The following is a 21,933-nucleotide window of genomic DNA, read 5'->3' on the forward strand; positions in this document are numbered from 1 at the left end:
CCCCTGTTACCGCCGTGAAAGGGCGGTGTCCTAGGCCACTAGACGAAGGGGACACGCTGCCCGGAACACATGGTGTGTGTTTCGGTGCCCAGATCCGTATCCGAAGATCAGGTTCTGGTTTCACTCAGCCCTGCCCGAAAGCAAAGCCGTTTAAAACTGGAGCGGGAAACGAGACTCGAACTCGCGACCCCGACCTTGGCAAGGTCGTGCTCTACCAACTGAGCTATTCCCGCATTGGCGTCCCCTAGGGGACTCGAACCCCTGTTACCGCCGTGAAAGGGCGGTGTCCTAGGCCACTAGACGAAGGGGACACACGTACAACATTCACTCCCTACCGCGTTTCGCTGTGTGCTTTACGCTGTAAGTGGCGCGCATTCTATGGATGGATTGAGGGGTCGTCAACCCCCAGATATAAATTTATTTAAATCAATGACTTCGCCCTGCTTTCAGGAGCGTTTGAGGCTTTTCCGTCGACCGGCCTTTGGCGCCTATATTCTGGCATCCAGCAAGGCGCTATAGTCCCGCCGCGGATGATGGCAATGTGCATTTCCCCTGCTATTTACTTATCTATGCGGCGTTACGGCCGATACAGGCAGAAGCAGAGCCGATTCAACCCGTCGAGTGACCTAGGCGCCCAAATGCCAGGCAACTACACTCGATTCGCACGCGAACCCTGATAAAAGAGGTCTTACCGGTGACACCACTCATGATCACCCTGCTCGTCGTAGCCGGGATCGCACTATTGATCGCCATTGGCTACATGAACCATGTAGTGGAGAACAATAAGCTGGAAAAGGCCCGCACCAAGGTTGAACTCAATGACCGCCTGCGTCGTTGCGGCGAAATCACCGAGACCTTCCCCGGTCAGTTCATGACACCGACGCTCAAGCTGCTGTTGACGCGTCTTGAATTGAACGTGTGCCAGCGCTTGCTGAACCTGGAAAAATCCAACACCACCTTAAAGGCACGGATTGGCGAGCTGAGCACCCTCGTCGCCCAAGGCGAATCGATCCCGGTCAACAACCCGCCGGCACCGATCCAGACCGAAGCCAAAGCCAAAGACGTGCGCTTTTTGCTCGAAGCCTTGCATGGCCAGATCACCCGCGCGGCACAGGACGGTTTCCTGCCGCCCAACGAAGCCAAGCGCTGGATCCGTGAAGTGCGCCACATTCTGGTCCTGCTGCACATCGAATTCTTCAATAACCTGGGCCAGCATTCGCTGCAACAGAACCAGCCCGGCCAGGCTCGTCTGGCCTTCGAGCGCGGCGTGCAATACCTGCGCAAACAACAGGAACCGCAGATTTACGCTGAGCAGCTGGAATACCTGGAAAAACTCCTGGCCCGCGCGAACGCTCAGGTCATGGACACCATCGCCCCGGTTGAAGGCGACGTGAACCAGTTGACCGAAGGTCTCAAAGACGTCGAGGCTGATGCCGACTGGAAGAAAAAAGCGATCTACGACTGAAAAGCCACGGGTTCAGGTTAATGCCGGTAAGTTAAGACGCAGAACCTGTGGGAGCGTGGCTTGCCCGCGAAGAACGATGATGCGTAGCACCTGAAATACCGCGGTGCATTCTTCGCGGGCAAGCCACGCTCCCACAGGATTTTTTTCGTCGCTCAAAGGTTGGAATTGATGGAAGGCAGCGCTTACAACCTGAAATGCCCCACCATCCCCTTCAACTCAACCCCCAACTGCGCCAACTCAATACTCGACGCTGCATTGCCCTGCATCGCCAGCGACGATTGATCCGCACTGGCGCGGATACTGGTGACACTGCGATTGATCTCCTCGGCCACTGAACTCTGCTCTTCCGCAGCCGCGGCGATCTGCTGGTTCATCTGTTGAATCAACGAAACCGCTGCCGCAATGCTCCCCAACGCGCTCTCGGTTTGCAATGCATCGCTCACCGCCAGTTTCACTAACTCACCACTGTTCTGAATCTGCTGCACCGACGACTGCGCCGCCGAGCGCAAGGCGCTGACCAGCCGTTCGATTTCCTCGGTTGATTGCTGGGTTCGCTTGGCCAACGCCCGAACTTCATCGGCCACCACCGCAAAACCCCTGCCCTGCTCGCCGGCCCGCGCGGCCTCGATGGCCGCATTGAGCGCCAACAGGTTGGTTTGCTCGGCAACGCTTTTGATCACGCTGAGTACTGTGCCGATGTTCTGGATTTCCTCACTGAGGCTTTCGATGCTGGAGCTGGCCGAGGTGGCCGAGTCCGCCAATTGTTCGATCCGCGCCATGCTCTGACGCACCACCTGCTGACCGCTCTCAACCTTGCCATCGGCGGTCTGCGCTGCCTGGGCAGCCTCTTCCGCATTACGTGCGACGTCGTGCACTGTGGCGGTCATCTGATTCATCGCGGTAGCGACCTGCTCGGTTTCTTCCTTCTGGCTGCTGACTTCCAGGTTGGTCTGTTCGGTTACCGCCGACAGCGATTGAGCAGAGCTTGCCAGCTGTTCGATACCGGCCTGCAAACCACTGACGATATTGCTCAGCCCTGCGCCCATCTGCTGCATGGCTTGCATCAACTGGCCAATCTCGTCACGGCGGGTCACTTCAATCGTTGCACTCAAATCGCCCGCGGCGATCTGTTGAGCGACACGAATCACACTGCGCAGCGGCGTGACGATCAACCGGGTGATCACCCAGGCAGCAATCAGCCCCACCAGCAAGGCCAGCGCCGAAGAACCGATGATCAACAGCGAGTTCTTTTTCAGCTCCGCCTGCATCGACAGATCTTCAGCAACGTAGGCCTGATCCACCCGTTCCACCACTTGAGCGGCGCGCTGGTGAAGTTGCTCGTAGACGGTTTTTTCTTGTGCCAACAGGCCGGTGTATTCGGCGAGTTTTTCACTGAAACCGGCGATGTGACCGGACACTTCATTGAGGACAGTCTGGTAGCCCTCGTCCTTGATCGTGGTTTTCAGTTGCTCGGCCTGCACCAGCGCCTGATCGGCCTGCTCGATCTTGCCTTGCGCGCCGCTGTCGTCGCCCTTGCGGCTCTGGTCCAGACGAACGCGTGCTTCGTTCATGGCCTGCAACATCAGCCGTGCAACCTGGCTGACCTGATTGGCTTGTTCGATGAATTGCGCGCCGTCCTTGCCCTCGGACTCCTTCAAGGTATAGGCACCATCATCGGCAAGCCCGGCCTGCAGCACGTCCAGGTTATTGGCCACGCTGGACACCGACCAATTGGCCATTTCCAGTGCCAGGTCCTTGGCCTGACTCAGCGAGACAAACTCGTCGAACGCCTTGCGATAGGCCCCCAGAGATTGTTCGACGTCATTCATGACCGGCACATTGGCCGCCGACTGTGCCTTGAGTTCGGCCGCCAGAACGATCAGAGCGTCCACCCCGGCATGCAAGGCGTCCACGGTTTTCGGATTACCGTGCAAGGCGTATTCCTGCTCGAGCAAGCGAACCTTGAGCAAACCACTGTTGAGCGACGACATCTGCTTGAGCCCGTCGAAGCGCTGACTGATGGTTTGCAGGGACCATACGCCGATGGCTGCTACCAGTGCGGTCAACAGCAGCACCAGTACAAACCCGACACCCAGTTTTTTCGCCATACCGAGGTTGGCAAAACGTCCTTGCACGGCCGAAATCATTGCGCGTAGTCCCCTGCCATTGTCTGTTGATGCAGATTCGCAACGGGTTTGTGCCAACACAAGTCTCTGCCGGCGGAATAATGGCAAAAAGCTACGTTCGCGTCGTTTTCAGAACGCTCGAGGTCGATCCTCAAGGCCTGTTGAGGCTTGGCAACGCAACGCGGTTTGTTAGCGGACGTCAACAGACCCTGGCGGTGGCCTGAAAAAATGCCCGGGCGCGAGGATCACAGGCATAAGCTACGTTGATCCGTTGCCAGTCATGAGCCTGGCCGGTCGGGCTGAACGCCGTTGGGCAAGACAGCAGGACACCAAAGCGCCGAGCCTGAGTTCGCACCTGAGCATCGTCAGCGTTGCGCGATCGCGCCCAGATAAACAGGCCGCCAACCGGTTTGCCGAAAACCTCCCACTCCGTCTCTTCGAGCACCTGCAAGGCCGCTTCCCGGCCAATGCTCAAACGCTGTCGCTGACGCTGCACCAATTTGCGGTAGGCACCGCTGGCCAACAGATTCGCCAGCACCGACTCACTGAACCGTGAAGCCCCCATGCTGCTGATCATCTTGACCTGCGCCAGTCGCGAAATGACATCGGCACTGGCCACCACAAAGCCGACCCGCAATGAACTGCTGAGGGTTTTGGAATAGCTGCCGACGTAGATCACGTTGTCATCGATGCCGAGGGCCGCCAGGCGCGTGCCGGGACCGCTGTGAAAATCTGCATAGACATCGTCTTCGATCACCGGCACGCCATGGTTTTGCGCCAGTCGCAGGACCTGCTGAGCCACCCCCGGGGTCAAACTGCTGCCGGTGGGGTTGTGATAAAAGCTGTTGATGAACAAGCCACGGGGTTGGTACTTCAGCAGCACTGCCTCGAGTGCTTCGGTGTCTGGCCCGCGCGGGGTTCGTGGCACCTCGATCATGCTGACCCCCTGCAGCCTGAGCAGATCGAACAGCATCGAATAACCGGGGCTTTCCACCACCACGCAATCGCCCGGTTTGAACAGCGTACGCACAATCAGATCAAGCCCATGACTGGCCCCTGCCGTGGTCAGTATCCGGCTTTCATCCACGACAATACTCAGCTGTTTCAACCGCTTGAGGATCTGCTGGCGCAAGGCTGGCAGGCCCAGCGGCGTGCTGTAGTTGAACAACCCGGCCATGTCGGTGCGGCTGACCTGCCGTATGGCATAGCTCAGGTCGTCAGTCTCGCGCCAGCTTTCAGGTAGCCCGCCGCACCCCAGTTTCAGTTCCTCGACATGGCCGCTTTGCTTCCCCTCAGCCCCTTCGAACCAGGAAAAATCCTTTGGCCCCTGAGCGGCCAGCGCCGTTGCCGCGACAAAGAAACCCGCCCCGTTACGCGTCTCCAGTGCCCCTTGAGCCACCAGCCGTTCACAGGCCTCGACGACACTGGATTGACTGAGCAGATTGATCCGCGCGATTTGTCGCACGGAAGGCAAGCGCGCTCCCGGCGTCACCTCGTCGCGACGGAGCCAGTCGGCCAACGCGTCGACGATTTGCTGCACGACAGGCACCAATGCCTGTCGATCGATTCTCAACTCCATGAGCAAGCAAACTCCCTGTCCGTTTTGCGGGCAACAGTTAATCACAGGAGCGCTACAGGGGATGTGCGACAACGCCGCCAAAACCCTCGGTTCTAACCATTTGAAACACATTGATCGGCGTCTTCACGGAATTAACGCCGAACAAAAGAATGTGAGAGCGGGCTTGTGTGGCGAGGGGGCTTGCCCCCGTCCGGCTGCGAAGCAGTCGTAAATCCAGACAACTCGGTCTGTCTGGACGGGCGCCGGGGGCCGCTTCGCGACCCAACGGGGGCAAGCCCCCTCGCCACGCAAGCCCGCTCCCATACGTTGCGTACCATCGCAGCCTAAAGCACTAAAACGCCGTGACCCCACCATCCACCGCCAGCGAATGACCGGTGGTGAATGCCGCGCCATCGCTGCACAGGTACAACACCGCGCTGGCAATTTCCTCGACCTTGCCGATACGCCCGACCGGGTGCATGGCGTTGGCGAACTCGCCCTTTTTCGGGTCCGCTTCATAGGCCCGACGAAACATATCGGTGTCAATCACTGCCGGACACACCGCATTCACACGAATCTTTTTCTTGGCATATTCGATCGCCGCCGATTTGGTCAGGCCGATCACCGCGTGTTTGGAGGCTGCGTAAATGCTCATCTTCGGCGCAGCGCCCAGGCCCGCGACCGAAGCGGTGTTGACGATCGCGCCGCCGCCCTGGGCCAGCAGCAACGGCAATTGATACTTCATGCACAGCCAGACGCCTTTGACATTGACGCCCATGATCGCGTCGAACTCATCGAGCGTGCCGTCGGCCAGTTTGCCTTTCTCGATTTCGATGCCGGCATTGTTGAAGGCATAGTCGAGACGGCCGTAGGTATTCACCACCTCGTCCATCAGATGTTTTACCTCGCTTTCCACAGTGACGTTGCAGCGCACGAAGGTCGCTTCACCGCCGGCGGTACGAATCAGCGCCACGGTGCCTTCACCACCCGCCGCGTCCAGATCGGCGACCACCACTTTCAAACCTTCAGCGGCGAACGCCAAAGCGGTGGCGCGGCCAATACCATTGGCCGCGCCTGTCACAACGGCAACCTGGCCGGAAAACGTCATGCTCATTGTTATGTCCTCGGAGGGAAGAATGCAGGGGATAAGGTCGGGCCAGTCTAGCCACAGGCGTGTATGGCGCGGCAGCATTATCAGAAGGCCGGTTGGGCGCCCATGCGTTGCAGTGATAGAACCGGCGCCATGACTATCACCGCACTGGATCGATGTGCATTCGCAGCGTCAGCCAACCTTGCGACATCGCCCATGAAGGTCTATCAACAAGACTTCATTCATCTTGAGTGCCTGTCATGACTACCCAGACCAATCGCCAGTTCCTGCTCGCCAAACGTCCCGTGGGGCCGGCCACCCGTGAGACGTTCACCTATCAAGAAGTACCGGTCGGCGAACCGGCGGCGGGTCAGATTCTGGTCAAGAACGAATACCTGTCCCTGGACCCGGCCATGCGTGGCTGGATGAACGAGGGCAAGTCTTACATCCCACCGGTCGGCATTGGTGAAGTCATGCGTGCGTTGGGCGTAGGCAAAGTCATCGCTTCGAACAATCCGGGTTTCGCCGTGGGCGACTACGTCAACGGCGCCCTCGGCGTGCAGGATTTCTTCCTCGGCGAGCCGCGAGGTTTCTACAAGGTCGATCCGAAACTGGCACCGCTGCCGCGTTATTTATCCGCGCTGGGCATGACCGGGATGACCGCCTACTTCGCCCTGCTCGATGTTGGCGCGCCGAAAGCCGGTGACACTGTGGTGCTGTCGGGCGCGGCTGGCGCGGTGGGCAGCATTGCCGGGCAGATTGCCAAGATCAAAGGCTGCCGGGTGATCGGCATCGCCGGCGGCGCAGACAAGTGCAAGTTCCTGATCGATGAACTGGGTTTTGACGGTGCCATCGATTACAAAAACGAAGACGTACACGCCGGTCTCAAGCGCGAATGCCCGAAAGGCGTCGACGTGTATTTCGATAACGTCGGCGGCGATATTCTCGATGCCGTGCTGAGCCGGCTGAACATGAAGGCGCGGGTGGTGATTTGCGGCGCCATCAGCCAGTACAACAACAAGGAAGCGGTCAAAGGCCCGGCCAACTACTTGTCGCTGCTGGTCAACCGCGCCCGGATGGAAGGTTTCGTGGTGATGGATTACGCCGCACAGTTCGCCGCTGCCGGGCAGGAAATGGCCGGCTGGATGGCCAAGGGGCAGCTCAAGAGCAAGGAAGATATCGTCGAAGGACTGGAAACGTTCCCGGAGACGCTGATGAAATTGTTCAGCGGCGAGAATTTCGGGAAGTTGGTGTTGAAGGTTTAACGTATTACCTGACGACAACAAAACCTTGTGGGAGCGGGCTTGCCCGCGATGAGGGCGTGTCAGTCAACATCAATGTTGTCTGATTCACCGCTATCGCGGGCAAGCCCGCTCCCACAGGTTTAGTGGCGTTTAGACGAGTTCGGCAACGACCGCCGCCAACGCCTTCGCCGGATCCGCCGCCTGGCTGATCGGACGGCCGATCACCAGGTAATCGGAACCGGCCTCCAGCGCCTGACGCGGGGTCAGGATGCGACGTTGATCGTCCTGGGCGCTGCCCGCCGGACGAATCCCCGGGGTCACCAGTTGCAGCGACGGGTGCGCGGTTTTCAAGGCCCGGGCTTCCAGGGCCGAGCAGACCAGACCGTCCATCCCGGCTTTTTCCGCCAGCGCGGCCAGGCGCAGCACTTGCTCCTGTGGCTCGATGTCCAGACCGATACCCGCCAGATCCTCACGCTCCATGCTGGTCAGCACGGTCACGCCGATCAACAGCGGTTTCGGGCCGCTGCGCTGATCGAGCACTTCACGGCAGGCAGCCATCATGCGCAGACCACCGGAGCAGTGCACGTTGACCATCCACACGCCCATTTCCGCAGCGGCCTTGACGGCCATGGCGGTGGTGTTTGGAATGTCGTGGAACTTGAGGTCCAGGAACACTTCGAAGCCTTTGTCGCGCAAAGTGCCGACGATTTCCGAAGCGCAGCTGGTGAACAGTTCTTTACCGACTTTGACCCGGCACAGCTTCGGGTCCAATTGATCGGCCAGCTTCAGTGCGGCGTCACGAGTAGGGAAATCCAGGGCGACGATGATAGGCGTCTGGCAGGCGGACATGAGTGGGCTCTCAGGCAAGTCGAAATCGGCGCGCATTGTAGCGGAACCAGCGCCGCTGGGGGACCCGATGATCGGTAATTCGTCGTCGCGGCCAAGACAAGACTAGCTCCTGCGGCAATTGTGTCGAGTTAGGTACACACACGACACGCCCCCAATACCCTTCAGCACTACCCTCGGCAGCCGCAACAGGTCCTGCAGCACTTCCCGCCTCACGGCCGGACGCCTATGCTGAAGTCACAACCTCGCCGCCTATCTTTGTGGTTGGCAGCCTATCTGGCAGAACGCACGCATGCACAACTCCCCAGCACCTCTGAACGACGATCAAAAAGCGCCGGCCGACGATAAACGCTGGAGCATTCGCGCCCTGATCGTCGACGATGACGTCCCGATCCGCGAATTGTTGATCGACTACCTGGCCCGGTTCAATATCCGCGCCAGCGGCGTCACCGACGGCGCCGCCATGCGTCAGACGCTGCAAGCCGAGCATTTTGACGTGGTGGTGCTCGACCTGATGCTGCCGGGCGAAGACGGTTTGTCGCTGTGCCGCTGGTTGCGCGCCGAATCGGACATCCCGATCCTGATGCTCACCGCCCGCTGCGAACCCACCGACCGGATCATCGGCCTGGAACTGGGCGCCGACGACTACATGGCCAAGCCATTCGAGCCGCGGGAGCTGGTTGCACGGATTCAGACCATTCTGCGTCGGGTGCGCGACGACCGCACCGAACAGCGTGCGAATGTTCGCTTCGACAACTGGCGCCTGAACAGTGTGCTGCGCCAGTTGATCGCCGCCGATGGCCTGGTGGTGCCGCTGTCCAATGCCGAATTCCGTTTGCTCTGGGTGTTCATCGAACGTCCGCGCCGGGTACTCAGCCGCGAACAACTGCTGGACGCCGCCCGTGGTCGCTCGATCGAAGCCTTTGATCGCAGCATCGACTTGCTCGTCTCGCGCCTGCGCCAAAAACTGGGGGACGACCCCAAAGCCCCACAACTGATCAAGACCGTTCGCGGCGAAGGTTACCTGTTCGACGCACGAGACATCGGCTGATGCCCGCGCGCTTCGATACGCTGTTCGGCCGCCTGTTTGGCGTGCTGCTGCTGGCGATCATACTGGCGCACCTGTTGGCGTTCTTCTGGTTCAGGCATTACGGTCCACCGCGTCCCCCGCCTGCACCGTCGGCATTTTCCGAGCGCTTCGACGGACAACACCCATCACCGGCCCCGCGCTTCGGCAACCGGCCGCCACGGCCGTGGTTCGGCGGGCCGCTGGTACCACTGACTTTTCAATTTGTCTCGCTGATCATCGCCGCCTGGTACGGCGCCAAGCTGCTGACCCGTCCGATTCAACGCCTGAGCGACGCCGCCGAGCGCCTGAGTGAAAACCTCGACAGTCCACCGCTGGAGGAGTCGGGGCCACGGGAAGCGCGGCAAGCGGCGCATACCTTCAACCTGATGCAGAAGCGCATTCTTGAACAGGTGCAGCAGCGCTCGCGGATGCTTGGCGCCGTGTCCCATGACCTGCGCACGCCGCTGTCGCGGCTCAAGCTGCGGCTGGAACAGATCGATGACGACAAGCTGCAAGGCCAGATGCGTCAGGACCTGGACGACATGATCGGCATGCTCGACTCCACCCTCACCTACCTGCACGAACAGCGCACCAGCGAGGCGCCCCAATGGATGGACGTGCAGGCACTGGTGGAATCCCTGAGCGAAAATGCCCAGGACCAGGGCGCCAACGTCCAGGCCAGCGGCCATTGCGCCCCGTTGCAAGTTCAGCCCATGGCCTTGCGCTCGTGCATCAACAATCTGCTGGACAACGCCCTGCGTTATGCCGGGGACGCGTTGATCACACTTGAGGACAGCCGTGAGGAATTGATCATTCGGGTCATCGACCATGGCCCCGGAATCGCGGCGGATAAACGTGAAGCGGTGTTCGAACCGTTTTTTCGCCTGGAAGGTTCACGTAATCGCAACTCTGGCGGCGTCGGCCTGGGCATGACCATCGCTAGGGAAGCCGCGCAGCGGATGGGTGGGCAGTTGAGTCTGGAAGAAACTTCCGGTGGTGGTTTAACCGCCGTCATCCGCCTGCCCCGCCTCTAAGCCACAACGACTTCCCTGTGGGAGCGGGCTTGCCCGCGATAGCGGTCCGACAGCGAACATTGATGTTGAATAGGCTGGCCTCATCGCGGGCAAGCCCGCTCCCACAGGATCTGAGCCGGGCCAATATTTGTGTGTACTCATCGGTACAAACCCCACATACCCCCGACAACTCACCCCTTGAGGCTGCATAAGCCGGTGCACTCACCGGCGACCTGCCACCGCACGATCAGGCACCGAGCACCGAACTGGCCGATGCGCTGATCAGAGCTGAAGCCCTGAACAAAATGATCGCCAACCTGAGCAAGCAGTACTCGCTCGACAACGTGGCGACCGTGGGCAAATACCTGAACGAGGCGACCTGAGTCAAAAGCTTCGCGGGCAAGCCTCGCTCCTACTGATGTGCAGGGCACTGATGCCTCGTCCCCCCGTAGGAGCGAGGCTTGCCCGCGAAGAGGCCTTAAGCCCCAACAAAAAACCAGGGCCGGATATCTGAATCCGGGCCTGGCTTTTTTGCTTCAGCGGCACAGGGTTGGTAGATCAAAAGATCGTAGGCTTCGGCAGCTCTTACGCGCGATTGTGCTCAACCGCGATAGGGTGGTGAACACCGAATCTGTAGGAGCTGCCGAAGGCTGCGATCTGTTGACGTTCAAAACCCCAAACAACGAAAAGCCCGCCATTTCTTTCCAAAGAAATGGCGGGTTTTGTACTTTCAGCTCACACCGTATCCACCTTCAACGAATGGTCATTGAGCATGCCGTTGATGATTGTCGCGGTATCGTGACCGCCAGCAATCACACCATCCGCTCCCGGTGTGACGCCGTAGTGGCTGGCCAGGTTCACGCCGGCAAGGTCGATGGTCTGGTTCGGCGTAGCACCGGCCATGGCGCTGACGTCGATGCTGGTGATGACCGATGCGCCGCTGCCGCTGACGGTGAAGTGCAGGTAGTCATCCAGCGATTGCGCGGTGCCGTTTTCCCCTTGCAGCAGTTGCGACAAATCGAGTTTGTCGGTGCCTGGAGTGAAGTCGGTAATGACGTCGTGGCCGCTGTTGCCTTTGAGCCACTGGAAGGTGTCGGCACCGCTGCCACCGGTGAGGGTGTTGTTGCCCAGGCCACCGATGAGGAAGTCGTCGCCATCCCTGCCGTTGAGCACATCGTCACCCAAGCCACCGTTGATTCTGTTGCTGGTGTTGTCACCCATGAGGCTGTCGTTGAAGTTCGAACCGGTAAGGTTTTCGATGCCAGTCAAGGTGTCGGTGCCTGCGCCAAGGGTGTTTTGCGCGGTGAGCAGGTTCAGGTCGGCGGTGACCGCGGCAGTGGCGTGGGCGTAGCTCGCGGTGTCGTTGCCGGTGCCGCCGTCGAGCAGATCATTGCCCGTGCCACTGAACAACAAGTCATTGCCGGCGCCACCGTGCATTTCGTTGTTGCCTCCACCTGCGGTGAGCACGTCATTGCCGTCGCCGGCATTGATGACGTTGTTGCCCGCACCCGCCAGCAGTACGTCGTCACCTGAAGTGCCGGTCAGCGTATGGCCATCCTGATAGCTGATGGTCACATTGGCCGAGTCGCTGCCGCCGTGGTTGTCGTTGGCGGTGTAAGTGCCGTGGAAATCCGGCGTGCTGTCGTGGGCTCCGGCGTAGTTGACGGTCAGGGTCAACTGGTAGTTTTCCGCCCCCTTGCCGCTGTTGCCCGGACCACCGTCGTCGATGTTGATGATGTGGATCTGGTACGTGCCGTCCGCCGAAGCGGTGATGGTCTGGCCGTCGGCGATGGCAATGAAAGCCCCGCCGTTGACCGAGTACTCCAGGGTGATGTGCCCGGCCGCCAGGTTGTGGTCCAGGTTAAGGGTTTCACCTTGCTTGAGGTTGACGGTGATCTGATCCTCATCGTTAGTATTGTTGTTGCTGACCGCCCCCAATGCCCCGCTGACCACCAGCACCGCGGTCATGGCTGCCGTGTTGGCGACGAATGCGCTACGGGCGATGGTCACTGCCTGGTTATTTCCGGTGAAACTGAAGTTCGGGTTGGTTCCGGTAAAGTCCCCGCCCCTGGTCAGCCAACCGGTATTGAAGGTGGTTGGCGAGGCCGTAAGCGCGTCACCATTGACGTCGCTGTCGTTGGCCAGCAGCAGTTCGCCCGGCAGCACAATGCTGCCCGACAGCACGTTGGTGATGACATGGTCATCGACCGCCACCGGCGGCGTGTTCGGAATCACGTTGATCACCAGCGTGGAGCTGGCCAGATCGCCGTCGTTGTCGCTGACGGTGAAGCCGATGTTTTCGGTGATCATCGCCGTCGTGGTTTTCTGCGAGAGGTAGGTGTACTCGCCAGTGTCGAGGTTCACCAGCAGCGTTCCGCTGTCATTGGTGGCAATGCTCAGGGTGTTATCGGCGGTGTTGAAGGTGCCATGGTTGGCGCCACCGCTGAAACTCAGCGCCCCCTGATTACTGTTGGCTTTCGGGTCATAGGTGTAGGTGGTGCCGTCAACCGTGAGGGATTTGATGAAGCCGCCATCGGCACCGAAAGTACCGCCCTCGCCCAGCAAGGAACCGGTAACCGGCGCACCTTGTACGGTGCCCGAAAGTACCGAGTCGAGTTGATTGAGATCGGTCACCAGCACCGCGTTGGTGTCGGTGTGCGTGCTGCCGTCATAGGCCACGGGATCGAGGCTGTCGTTACTGACGCCACTGCCCAGGCCGATGGCGTAGTTGTTGATGTCATTGGCGTCAAGGAAGGCTTTGAGCGCGGCCTCGTCCGTAGGGCCGATGTCGCCTTCGTTGGGTTTGCCATCGGAGAAGAAGTAGCCGACGTTCTGCGCCCCGGTGAGTTTGCCGGGGGTGTTGAACGCGGTTTGCATGGCGGCCACGGCGGCGTCGTAGTTGGTGCCGCCGCCCTCCGTCAGCGTCGCGATGATCAACTTGGCGGTCGCCACATCGACCCACACCGAAGTCTGTTCCGTGGCGCTGCTGCTGAAGGTGACGATCTGCACTTTCACATCACCCAGATCGTCGTATTTGTCGAGCAATGTGCTGATTGCCTGCTTGGCCAGGTCCAGTCGCGACAGCCCCGATACGCCGGAAGGGTCGACCATGCTCCCGGACACATCGATCACCAACAGCACGTTGGAATCGATCTGCACCGCAGGCACCGAACGGTCGGAGGCGACGGCGTTGGGCACGTCATCGACGATGCTGACCACAAGGGTGCCGGTGGTGCTGTTGCCCACGGCATCAGTGGCGGTGTAGGTGAAGCTTTCGTTCAGGGTGTTCGCCCCGTCATTGGCGTTGGGCGAAGTTTTCGGCGCCGAGGTCAGGGTGTAGGTGTAGCTGCCGTCGGGGTTGAGCAGGATTTGCCCGTAAGTTCCGGTGGCGCTGCCGACCAGGCTATAAGTGATCGCGCCACTGGCGCCAGTGACTGCACCGACCAGCGTACCGGAGCCGGTTTCACCGGTGTTGCCGGGTTCGCTGCCAGTGGCCGTGCCCGCTGCCAGGTCCTGGCCGTTCTGGGTCAAGTCCAGGGCTTTTTCGTAGACCGTCACGTCAGTATCGGTGTCTGTTACGAGGCAGTTGTTGTGGACATCGATGGTGATCGTGGTGGTGCTTTCATCGCCATCGGCATCGCGCACGGTGTAGGTAAACACATCCGTGGCACCCGGTTCGCCGACCGAGTTCGGGTGGCTGTGGTACACGGCATTGCCGTTGGCATTCAGCGTCAGGTAGCCGTAGGTGCCATTGATTTGCGTGTTCAAACCGCCGACGGCCGAGGTCGAAGTGTCGCTGCCGGCGCGCACGCCGACCACGGCACCTCCCACGGCCGGGCCGTCAGCACCGAGCACATCGTTGTGCAACACGTTGCCGCTGACCGTACCGCCCTCTACCACCGCGACTGAATCGCAGTAAGCAGTCGGCACGTCATCGACGATGGTGATCACGATGGTACTGGTGACGCTGTTGCCTAGAGAATCGGTGGCCTGATAGGTGAAGCTTTCGCTCAGGGTATTCGGTCCGTCGTTGGCATGGGGCGTGGTCGCGGGTGCGGACGTCAGGGTGTAGGTGTAGCTGCCATCCGGGTTGAGCAGGAGTTGCCCGTAGGTGCCGGTGGCGCTGCCGACCAGGGTGTAAGTGATGGTGCCAGTAGCACCAGTGATGGAGCCGGCCAGTGTGCCGGAAGCGGTTTCACCGGTATTGCCGGGATCGCTGCCGGTGACGCTACCCGCCGCCAGATCCTGGCCATCCTTGATCAAATCCAGCGCTTTTTCGTGCACCGTTACGTCGTTATCGGGGACCACAACCAGGGAGCAGTTGGCCACGTCGATGGTAATGGTCGTGGTGCTTTCATCGCCGTCGGCATCACGTACGGTGTAGGTAAACACATCCGTGGCGCCCGCCTCGCCGACCGAGTTGGGGTGGCTGTGGTACACGGCATTGCCGTTGGCATCCAGCGTCAGGTAGCCATAGGTGCCGTTGATTTGCGTGTTCAAGCCGCCAATGGCCGAAGTCGAGGTGTCGCTGCCGGCGCGCACGCCAACCACCGCACCACTGAGTGCCGGGCCGTCGGCGCCACCAACGTCATTGTTCAGCACGTTGCCCGAGGCCGTTGCGCCTTCGGCCAGGGTGGCGAAATCAGGATTGGCTGTGGGCAAGTCATCGATGATGTTGACGTTGATCTGACCCAATGCCGTGCTGCCATCGACGTCGATGGCAACAACGTCGAGGTTCTCGGTGAGGCTGTTGGTGCCGTCCGCGTTCGGATGGGTTTCGTTATCCGTCAGGGTGTAGCTGTAACTGACCACGCCAGTGGTGCTGTTGAAACCGCTGATGGTCAGCGTATTGCCGAGCGCGGTGACAACCGATTGCGGGAAGCCTGCGGCCACGCCACCGCTGACCACCGCGATGCCGCCCACGGTCAGGGTTTGCAAACCGTCGGGGGCGGTGACGGTGAAGGTGCCGCTTTGGGTCAGGGCGGGTGTGTTGGGGCTGGTGCCGTCGCTGAGGTTTTGCTCATGAACGTTGAGTTCGCCGCCGTTGACGTTCAGGCCCTCGAGGGTCACTGGGTCATCGTTGTCATGGATGTTCAGCACCAGCGTCGCAGTGCTGGTATCGCCATCGGAATCGGTAAGGGTGTAGACGAAATTTTCGGTTCCGTTGCCACCACCGTTCAGGGCTTTGAAGTCGGCATCGCTGGTGTTCAAGGTATAGGTGTAGGTGCCGTTGGCATTGAGTACCAAGGTGCCGTAAGTCCCGTTGAACGTGCCGCCGATGACCGGTCCGCTGTCGGGGCCGGTGGCAATGCGATCGGCACCCTGGATGTCATTGGGCAGCACGCTGCCGGTTAACGTCAGCAGGGTTTCCGAAGCGCTGTTGGCATTACTGTCGTCCACGGCTTGCGGCACGTCATCGACGATGTTCACATCGAGAATGCCGTGGGCCGTGGTGCCATTGTCGTCCACCAGGGTGACCGCAAATTGCCCGGCGACCCTGTCGGCGCCACTGGCATCCGGGTGAACGTCGTTAGCGTTAAGGGTGTAGCTATAAGTGATCACGCCGGTCGCACGATCAAACCCGATGATAGTCAGCGTATTGCCGAGCGGCGTGACGAACGATTGCGGGAAGTCTGCAGACAGCCCGCCAAGTACCACGTTGATGGCGCCTACGTGAAGGCTTTGCACGCCGTCTGGCGCCGTGATGGTGAACGTGCCGCTCCGGGTCAGCGCCGGTGCATCGGGGTCACTGCCGTCAGCGAGGTTTTTCTCGTAAACAGTCAACTCGCCGCCTTCGGCATTCAGCCCACCGATGATCACCGGGTCATCGGCGTTGTGAATCTCCAGCACCAGGTTCGCGGTGCTGGTGTCGCCATCGGCATCCGTCAGGGTGTAGATGAAGGTTTCCGTAGCGCTGCCGCCACCGTTCAGCGCTTTGAAGTCGGCGTCGCTGGTGTTCAAGGTGTAGGTGTACGTGCCGTTGGGGTTGAGCACCAGGGTGCCGTAGGTCCCGTGGAACGTGCCGCCAATAATTGGCCCGCTGTCAGTGCCCGTGGCGATGCGGTCGGCGCCCTGGAAGTCGTTGGGCAGCACATTGCCGGTCAGGGTCAGCAAGGTTTCCGAGGCGGTATTGGCGTTGGTGTCGTCAATGGCTTTGGGCACATCGTCCGTAATGTTGACGTCCAGCGAACCGGTGGCGGTATCGCCGTTGCTGTCACTTGCGACCACGGTGAACTGTTCACTGAGGTTGTTGGCGCCATCGCCCGCCGAGTGGGTTTCGTTGCCCACGAGTGTGTAGCTGTAACTCACTACGCCAGTGGCCGGGTTGTAGCCGGTAATCGTCAGGGTGTTACCCAGTTGAGTGGTGATCGATTGTGGAAAACCGGCGGGCACCCCGCCACTGATCACGTTGATCCCACCGATGTTCAGGCTGGTCAGCCCGTCAGCGGCAATGATTGTGAAGGTGCCGTGTTGAATCAGCGCGCCGGGGTTGCTGGCCGAACCGTCCGCCAGGTGGGCTTCATTGAGGGTCAGTTCCCCCTCCGCCGCCGACAGGCCGATAAGGGTGACCGGGTTATTCGGTGCATCGCCGCTATCGCCGTTGTCTGGATCGGTATCCCGGCGTTCCAGGAGAAATTCGGGAATACCGTTGAAGCCCGCGGTGGGAAAACCAACCGTGGGATCGACCCGGCCAGCCACTTCTTCCAGCAACACAAAAGTGTGACCGCCGCCCAATCCACCTGGCGCGCCCGAGCCCGGCCCGGCGGCGGTGGCTTCACCGGTCTGCGTCGGGTCGGCACCGGCGGCAATGGCTTTTTGCAGCTGCTCGACATCGGTCAATTGCGCCTGGCTCGGCGTCACCGCATCGGCGGTCTCCACGTGCGGAACCTGATGCGCCAGTAATCGGGACGTCATCTGCAAGCTGCTGTCACGCCCCAGGGTCAGTTCCTGGCCATTTTTCAACTGCACCGCCACCGCGCCTTCGGCCCCGGTGACCAGTTGCTCGCCGGCAAACAGCCGATCGCCCTCGACCAGGCTGCGCCGGGTGCCATCACCCGCCACTGCATACACCTGACCGATGACTTTACTGACGATACCGATGAGCGTTGCCATGTGCATTTCCTCCGCTGCCAACTGCTGTCGGCATCCTGTTTGCGCGAAGAACGTGCCCATGGTTCAAGCAGGTTGGCCTGATGGATCGTTTGCCGAGAAGCGTTTACCTGACGTAAACCACTGCCTCCCGACACTTTCGCCAGGCGTGTCGCTCGCAAGGGGAATTTCTGGATCGGGATAAAACCCTCTGCAATCAACGGCATCGGGATCCACTTCCAAAGTAACCGCCCTGCCAACGATGCGTAACGGTTTTGAATCACTCGAGTGACAAAAAATTGTCGCCTTCAAACCGTCTCGCCTTCCTCCCCTCCAGCACTTCTTCGCTCTGTGTCGAAAAGTGGATTGAACATTCCTCAAGCCCTTCGATGCTCTTCAGAGCTCATAAACAAAGGCTTTCGCATTGAACAATGTGCTGGATTTTTCAGGGCGCATAAGTTTTTTTCCGCATAAGCCTTATGAGAAATCCTTCTTAGCTTCGCGTCAGGATGTTCTTAGCTCTGTTGTAACAAGCGTGAGACGGTCTCACTTAAAAATAACGTCAAATATTTGGCAACCAGCGAAGTACCATCAGGAATCAGGGAGAGGCATTCATGCGCGTTTTAACCCCCCTCTGCAGCGCGATTTTGCTGGCCATGGCCTGCACTTCTCAGGCTCAGGCGATGTCATTGACCGAGGCGATCCAGAGCACCATTGCGACCCACCCGGAACTGGCGTCGCGGGTCGATGCCCGGCTCTCGGCCGACGAGCAGGTTAAAGTCGCCAAAGGGGGCTTTTATCCATCGGTGGATTTGAACGCCGGCTACGGGCGCGGGTACAGCGATAACACCACCACTCGGGCGCAGGGCAATCACCACACCGAAATCCTCAACTACACCCAATCGGAACTGCGTCTGCGGCAGATGCTGTTCGACGGTTTCAACACCTCCAACGAAGTCTCGCGCACCAAAGGCGTGGCCAACTCGCGGGCCTATTACGCTCAGGGCACCGCCCAGGATCTGGCCCTGCGCACCGTCGAGGTGTACCTCGAAGTGCTCAAGCGTCGCGAACTGGTGACCCTGGCCAAGAACAACCTGCAAGCGCACATGCGGGTCAACGATCAGATCGGCTTGCGCACCCAGCGTGGGGTCGGCAGCAACGCCGACTCCGACCAGTCCACCGCTCGTCGGGCACTGGCGCAAAACAACCTCGACACCGCCGAAGTCGATCTGGCCGATGCCGAGACAAATTTCTACAGCGTCGTGGGGCGCATGCCCGATGAACTCGAAGCACCGCCATCGACCCGCGGCGAATTGCCCGCCACCCTGCCGGAAGCCCAGCAGAGCATGGTGGAAAATAACCCGTACCTGAAATCAGCCCAAGCCGATGTGCAATCGGCCGAAAGCCAGTACGAGGTCGCCAAGTCGCCGTTCTACCCACGCTTTGACGCTGAAGCGGCAGTGGGCGCGAACAACAATATTCAGGGCGATGAAGGCCACGACAACCAATGGCGAGTGGGTGTGGTGATGAACTACAACCTGTTCCGTGGCGGCAGCGACAAGGCGCGGCTGGCTTCCGATGCGCACCAGATCAACCAGGCGCTGGACATCCGCAACAACGCTCTGCGCCAGCTCAACGAGAACATCCACCTGGCATGGAACGCCATGCTCAATGCCAGGAAACAAACCCCGACCGCCCGTGAATACGCCGAAACCACCACCCGTGTGCGGGCCGCGTATCAGGATCAGTTCGGCCTGGGTCAACGGACCTTGCTCGACTTGCTCGACAGTGAAAACGAACTCTACAACGCCAACCGCCGCTACACCGAAGTGCGCTACACCGAGGAATTTTCGATGTACCGCGTGCTGGCGAACATGGGCCAGTTGCTGAGCAAACAACGGGTGGTACTGCCTGCCGATGCGATCGCCACCACCGAAGTGAAAAACGAAGCTCGCTTGCCTGAACTGAAATGAATTAACCCCGCTTGCCTGAATTGAAATGATGTAACCCTGCGTAGGAGCTGCCGAAGGCTGCGATCTTTTGATCTTGATCTTTAAAAGCAAAATCAAAAGATCGCAGCCTTCGGCAGCTCCTACAGGGAGATGTGTATCCATTGCCACGGTTCAACAGGAGCGATCAAGTGACCAGCATGGAACCCGGCAACATTGGCGTCGATCCGCGTCTGAGCTTCGATGACCCGTTTCTGGACGGTCTGTTGATCCTCTGCAAACTTCATGGCGCGACGGTCAGTCGCGCCAGCCTGAGTGCCGGGCTGCCAATGGCACACCAACGCTTGAGCCTGGACCTGCTGCCGCGCGCAGCGGCCCGGGCCGGTTTGCAGGCGCGTGTGTTGCGCCGTGAACTGGGGGAGATTTGCGCGCTGAACCTGCCTGTGATGCTGATCCTCAACCATGGCCGCTGCGCGATCCTGCGTCGCTTCGGCGATGACGGTCAGGCACTGATTCTGCCGAGCGAAGCCGACGGCGGAGAACAATGGGTCAGCACGGACGAGCTGGCCGCCAACTACAGCGGCCAAGCCTTGTTCGCCCGGCCTCGACATGAACTCGAAGACCTGCGCGCACCGCTGGTGCCGCGAGTCGAGGCATGGTTTCGCGACACCTTGAAGTTATCGAAGTGGTTGTACAGCGATGCAATCCTGGCGAGTTTTCTGATCAACTTGCTGGGGCTGATGGTGCCGCTGTTCGTGATGCAGACCTACGACCGGGTGGTGCCGAACCAGGCCACTTCAACCTTGTGGGTGCTGTCGATCGGCTTGCTGATCGGCACCGGTTTCGAACTGGTGCTGCGGGTGGTTCGCGCGCACTTGCTGGACACCGCCGGGAAGAAAACCGACGTGATTCTTTCGGCGACCTTGTTCGAACGCATCACCGGCATGGCGATGAAAGCGCGGCCGGCGACTATCGGTGGTTTCGCCCAGAGCATTCATGACTTTCAGGGCCTGCGGGAATTTCTCACTGCCGTCACACTTACCAGCCTGATCGACCTGCCCTTCGCGGTGCTGATGCTGGTAGTGATCGGCCTGCTCGGTGGCTGGCTGGTAGTGATTCCGCTGTTGGCTTTCCCCATCACCATCATTTTTGCCATGGTGATTCAGGCGCGTCTGCGCGACACGGTGCACAAGAGTCTGAGCCTTGGCGCCGAACGCCAGGCCCTGCTGATCGAAACCCTCGGTGGCCTGGAAACCCTCAAGGCGTGCAGCGCCGAAAGCGAACGCCAGCACAAATGGGAAAGCACCCACGGCGCCCTCACCCGCCTCGACAGCCATGCACGCAACCTCTCGGCACTGGCCACCAACGGCACGTTGTTCATTCAGCAATTGTGCGGCATGGCAACCATCATCGCCGGGGTCTACAGCATCATCGCCGGCAACCTCAGCGTCGGCGCGCTGGTGGCGACCTACATGCTCGGCAGCCGCGTGCTTGCACCGCTGGGGCAAATCGCCGGACTGATCACCCGGTATCAGCAAGCGCAACTGACCATGAAAAGCACCGATGCGCTGATGTCGTTGCCGCAGGAGCGTGACGCCAAACAGCGGCCATTGGAGCGCACGCAACTGCAAGGCGCACTCGACGTCAGCGGCGTGACGTTCCACTACAACGGCCAAAATGCTCCTGCGCTGGCCAACGTCAGCTTCAGCATGAAACCCGGCGAACGGGTTGGCATCATCGGCCGCAGCGGTTCGGGCAAAAGCACGTTGGCGCGGCTGGTGATGGGTTTCTATACGCCGGAAGAAGGCCAGGTGCTGCTCGATGGCCTGGACCTGCGGCAACTGGATGTCGCCGACCTGCGTCAACAGATCGGTTACGTCGCCCACGACCTGCCATTGCTGGCCGGCAGCCTTCGGGACAACCTGACCCTCGGCGCGCGTTACATCAGCGATGCCCGAATGCTCGAAGTCGCTGAACTGACCGGCGTCACCGAGCTGGCTCGTCAGCATCCCCAGGGCTTCGATCGGCCGGTGGGCGAGCGCGGTCAGCTGCTGTCGGGCGGTCAACGCCAAGCGGTGTTGCTGGCCCGCGCGTTGTTGCTCGACCCGCCGATCATGCTGCTCGACGAACCCACCAGCGCCATGGACAACAGCAGCGAAGACGTCCTGCGAAAAAAACTCCACGGCTGGATTCAGGGCAAAACCCTGCTGCTGATCACTCATCGCACCTCGATGCTCAGCCTGGTGGACCGGTTGGTGGTGCTGGACAACGGGCGAATCGTCGCCGACGGCCCCAAAGAAGCGGTCATCGATGCACTGCGCAAGGGCCGTGTCGGCTCGGCGACAGTTTAGGGGCACTGACACATGAACTGTGGCGAGGGGGCTCGCCCCCGTTCGGCTGCGAAGCAGTCGTAAACCTGCTAGCTCGATCGGCCTGATACAACGGGGTGAATGGCTTTGGGGCCGCTTCGCGACCCAACGGGGG

General features: G+C 60.2%; 11 protein-coding genes, 2 tRNA genes and 2 pseudogenes. 7 read left to right on the forward strand and 8 right to left on the reverse strand.

From position 1 onward, the window contains the following. Window positions 1-157: 157 nt before the first annotated feature. Window positions 158-233: transfer RNA gene (locus BZL43_RS09495), tRNA-Gly, on the reverse strand. A 2-nt stretch (window positions 234-235) separates the two neighbouring features. Then, window positions 236-311: transfer RNA gene (locus BZL43_RS09500), tRNA-Glu, on the reverse strand. 395 nt (window positions 312-706) lie between these two features. Here BZL43_RS09500 and BZL43_RS09505 point away from each other — a divergent pair. Beyond that, on the forward strand, window positions 707-1,465 hold the full coding sequence (locus tag BZL43_RS09505; protein WP_095632076.1) for a hypothetical protein: 759 nt from the start codon (window positions 707-709) through the stop codon (window positions 1,463-1,465). Between the two features lie 182 nt (window positions 1,466-1,647). Here BZL43_RS09505 and BZL43_RS28785 read toward each other — a convergent pair whose 3' ends face one another. The 4 genes and pseudogenes from BZL43_RS28785 to BZL43_RS09525 form a co-directional block, all read right to left on the reverse strand. Continuing rightward, complete coding sequence (locus BZL43_RS28785; protein ID WP_371916210.1) at window positions 1,648-2,529, reverse strand: methyl-accepting chemotaxis protein; 882 nt, start codon at window positions 2,527-2,529, stop codon at window positions 1,648-1,650. Continuing rightward, window positions 2,509-3,612: pseudogene (locus BZL43_RS28790) on the reverse strand (HAMP domain-containing protein); the annotation flags it as partial. The pseudogene BZL43_RS28790 and the gene BZL43_RS28785, both read right to left, overlap by 21 nt. A 178-nt stretch (window positions 3,613-3,790) precedes the next feature. Beyond that, window positions 3,791-5,170, reverse strand: coding sequence for a PLP-dependent aminotransferase family protein (locus tag BZL43_RS09515; RefSeq protein ID WP_095632078.1), 1,380 nt, complete (start codon window positions 5,168-5,170; stop codon window positions 3,791-3,793). Window positions 5,171-5,501: 331 nt separating this feature from the next. Next, window positions 5,502-6,263, reverse strand: coding sequence for an SDR family oxidoreductase (locus tag BZL43_RS09525; protein WP_095632080.1), 762 nt, complete (start codon window positions 6,261-6,263; stop codon window positions 5,502-5,504). Window positions 6,264-6,499: 236 nt separating this feature from the next. Between BZL43_RS09525 and BZL43_RS09530 the strand changes: the two genes are divergently transcribed. Further along, on the forward strand, window positions 6,500-7,504 hold the full coding sequence (locus tag BZL43_RS09530; RefSeq protein WP_095632081.1) for an NADP-dependent oxidoreductase: 1,005 nt from the start codon (window positions 6,500-6,502) through the stop codon (window positions 7,502-7,504). A gap of 129 nt (window positions 7,505-7,633) precedes the next feature. Here BZL43_RS09530 and pyrF read toward each other — a convergent pair whose 3' ends face one another. Beyond that, window positions 7,634-8,332, reverse strand: a complete 699-nt coding sequence (gene pyrF / locus BZL43_RS09535; protein WP_168185078.1) for an orotidine-5'-phosphate decarboxylase — start codon at window positions 8,330-8,332, stop codon at window positions 7,634-7,636. Between the two features lie 289 nt (window positions 8,333-8,621). Here pyrF and BZL43_RS09540 point away from each other — a divergent pair, with 289 nt between their 5' ends. The 3 genes and pseudogenes from BZL43_RS09540 to BZL43_RS28540 form a co-directional block, all read left to right on the forward strand. After that, window positions 8,622-9,380 carry a response regulator gene (locus BZL43_RS09540; protein ID WP_095632083.1) on the forward strand — a complete coding sequence of 253 codons (759 nt, stop codon included), beginning with the start codon at window positions 8,622-8,624 and terminating at the stop codon, window positions 9,378-9,380. Further along, window positions 9,380-10,432: a HAMP domain-containing sensor histidine kinase gene (locus tag BZL43_RS09545; protein ID WP_095632084.1), complete on the forward strand. Its 1,053-nt coding sequence runs from the start codon at window positions 9,380-9,382 to the stop codon at window positions 10,430-10,432. Before BZL43_RS09540 ends, BZL43_RS09545 begins: the two co-directional genes overlap by 1 nt. Window positions 10,433-10,701: 269 nt before the next feature. Further along, window positions 10,702-10,794: pseudogene (locus BZL43_RS28540) on the forward strand (histidine kinase); the annotation flags it as partial. Between the two features lie 352 nt (window positions 10,795-11,146). Here BZL43_RS28540 and BZL43_RS09555 read toward each other — a convergent pair. Next, window positions 11,147-17,524, reverse strand: coding sequence for a retention module-containing protein (locus tag BZL43_RS09555; RefSeq protein WP_095632085.1), 6,378 nt, complete (start codon window positions 17,522-17,524; stop codon window positions 11,147-11,149). Between the two features lie 590 nt (window positions 17,525-18,114). Here BZL43_RS09555 and BZL43_RS09560 point away from each other — a divergent pair. Then, complete coding sequence (locus tag BZL43_RS09560; protein WP_095632086.1) at window positions 18,115-19,473, forward strand: TolC family outer membrane protein; 1,359 nt, start codon at window positions 18,115-18,117, stop codon at window positions 19,471-19,473. 167 nt (window positions 19,474-19,640) lie between these two features. Then, window positions 19,641-21,800: a type I secretion system permease/ATPase gene (locus BZL43_RS09565; RefSeq protein ID WP_095632087.1), complete on the forward strand. Its 2,160-nt coding sequence runs from the start codon at window positions 19,641-19,643 to the stop codon at window positions 21,798-21,800. Window positions 21,801-21,933 lie beyond the last annotated feature (133 nt).

The sequence above is a fragment of the Pseudomonas sp. PICF141 genome (genome assembly GCF_002286815.1).
In the GTDB taxonomy this organism is placed as follows: Bacteria; Pseudomonadota; Gammaproteobacteria; order Pseudomonadales; family Pseudomonadaceae; genus Aquipseudomonas.

What these genes read in the sequence shown, in the direction of transcription:
- BZL43_RS09505 (WP_095632076.1), top strand. Translation starts at nt 707, where the DNA reads ATGATCACCCTGCTCGTCGTAGCCGGGATCGCACTATTGATCGCCATT.
- BZL43_RS28785 (WP_371916210.1), bottom strand. Translation starts at nt 2,529, where the DNA reads ATGCAAGCCATGCAGCAGATGGGCGCAGGGCTGAGCAATATCGTCAGT.
- BZL43_RS09515 (WP_095632078.1), bottom strand. Translation starts at nt 5,170, where the DNA reads ATGGAGTTGAGAATCGATCGACAGGCATTGGTGCCTGTCGTGCAGCAA.
- BZL43_RS09525 (WP_095632080.1), bottom strand. Translation starts at nt 6,263, where the DNA reads ATGAGCATGACGTTTTCCGGCCAGGTTGCCGTTGTGACAGGCGCGGCC.
- BZL43_RS09530 (WP_095632081.1), top strand. Translation starts at nt 6,500, where the DNA reads ATGACTACCCAGACCAATCGCCAGTTCCTGCTCGCCAAACGTCCCGTG.
- pyrF (WP_168185078.1), bottom strand. Translation starts at nt 8,332, where the DNA reads ATGTCCGCCTGCCAGACGCCTATCATCGTCGCCCTGGATTTCCCTACT.
- BZL43_RS09540 (WP_095632083.1), top strand. Translation starts at nt 8,622, where the DNA reads ATGCACAACTCCCCAGCACCTCTGAACGACGATCAAAAAGCGCCGGCC.
- BZL43_RS09545 (WP_095632084.1), top strand. Translation starts at nt 9,380, where the DNA reads ATGCCCGCGCGCTTCGATACGCTGTTCGGCCGCCTGTTTGGCGTGCTG.
- BZL43_RS09555 (WP_095632085.1), bottom strand. Translation starts at nt 17,524, where the DNA reads ATGGCAACGCTCATCGGTATCGTCAGTAAAGTCATCGGTCAGGTGTAT.
- BZL43_RS09560 (WP_095632086.1), top strand. Translation starts at nt 18,115, where the DNA reads ATGCGCGTTTTAACCCCCCTCTGCAGCGCGATTTTGCTGGCCATGGCC.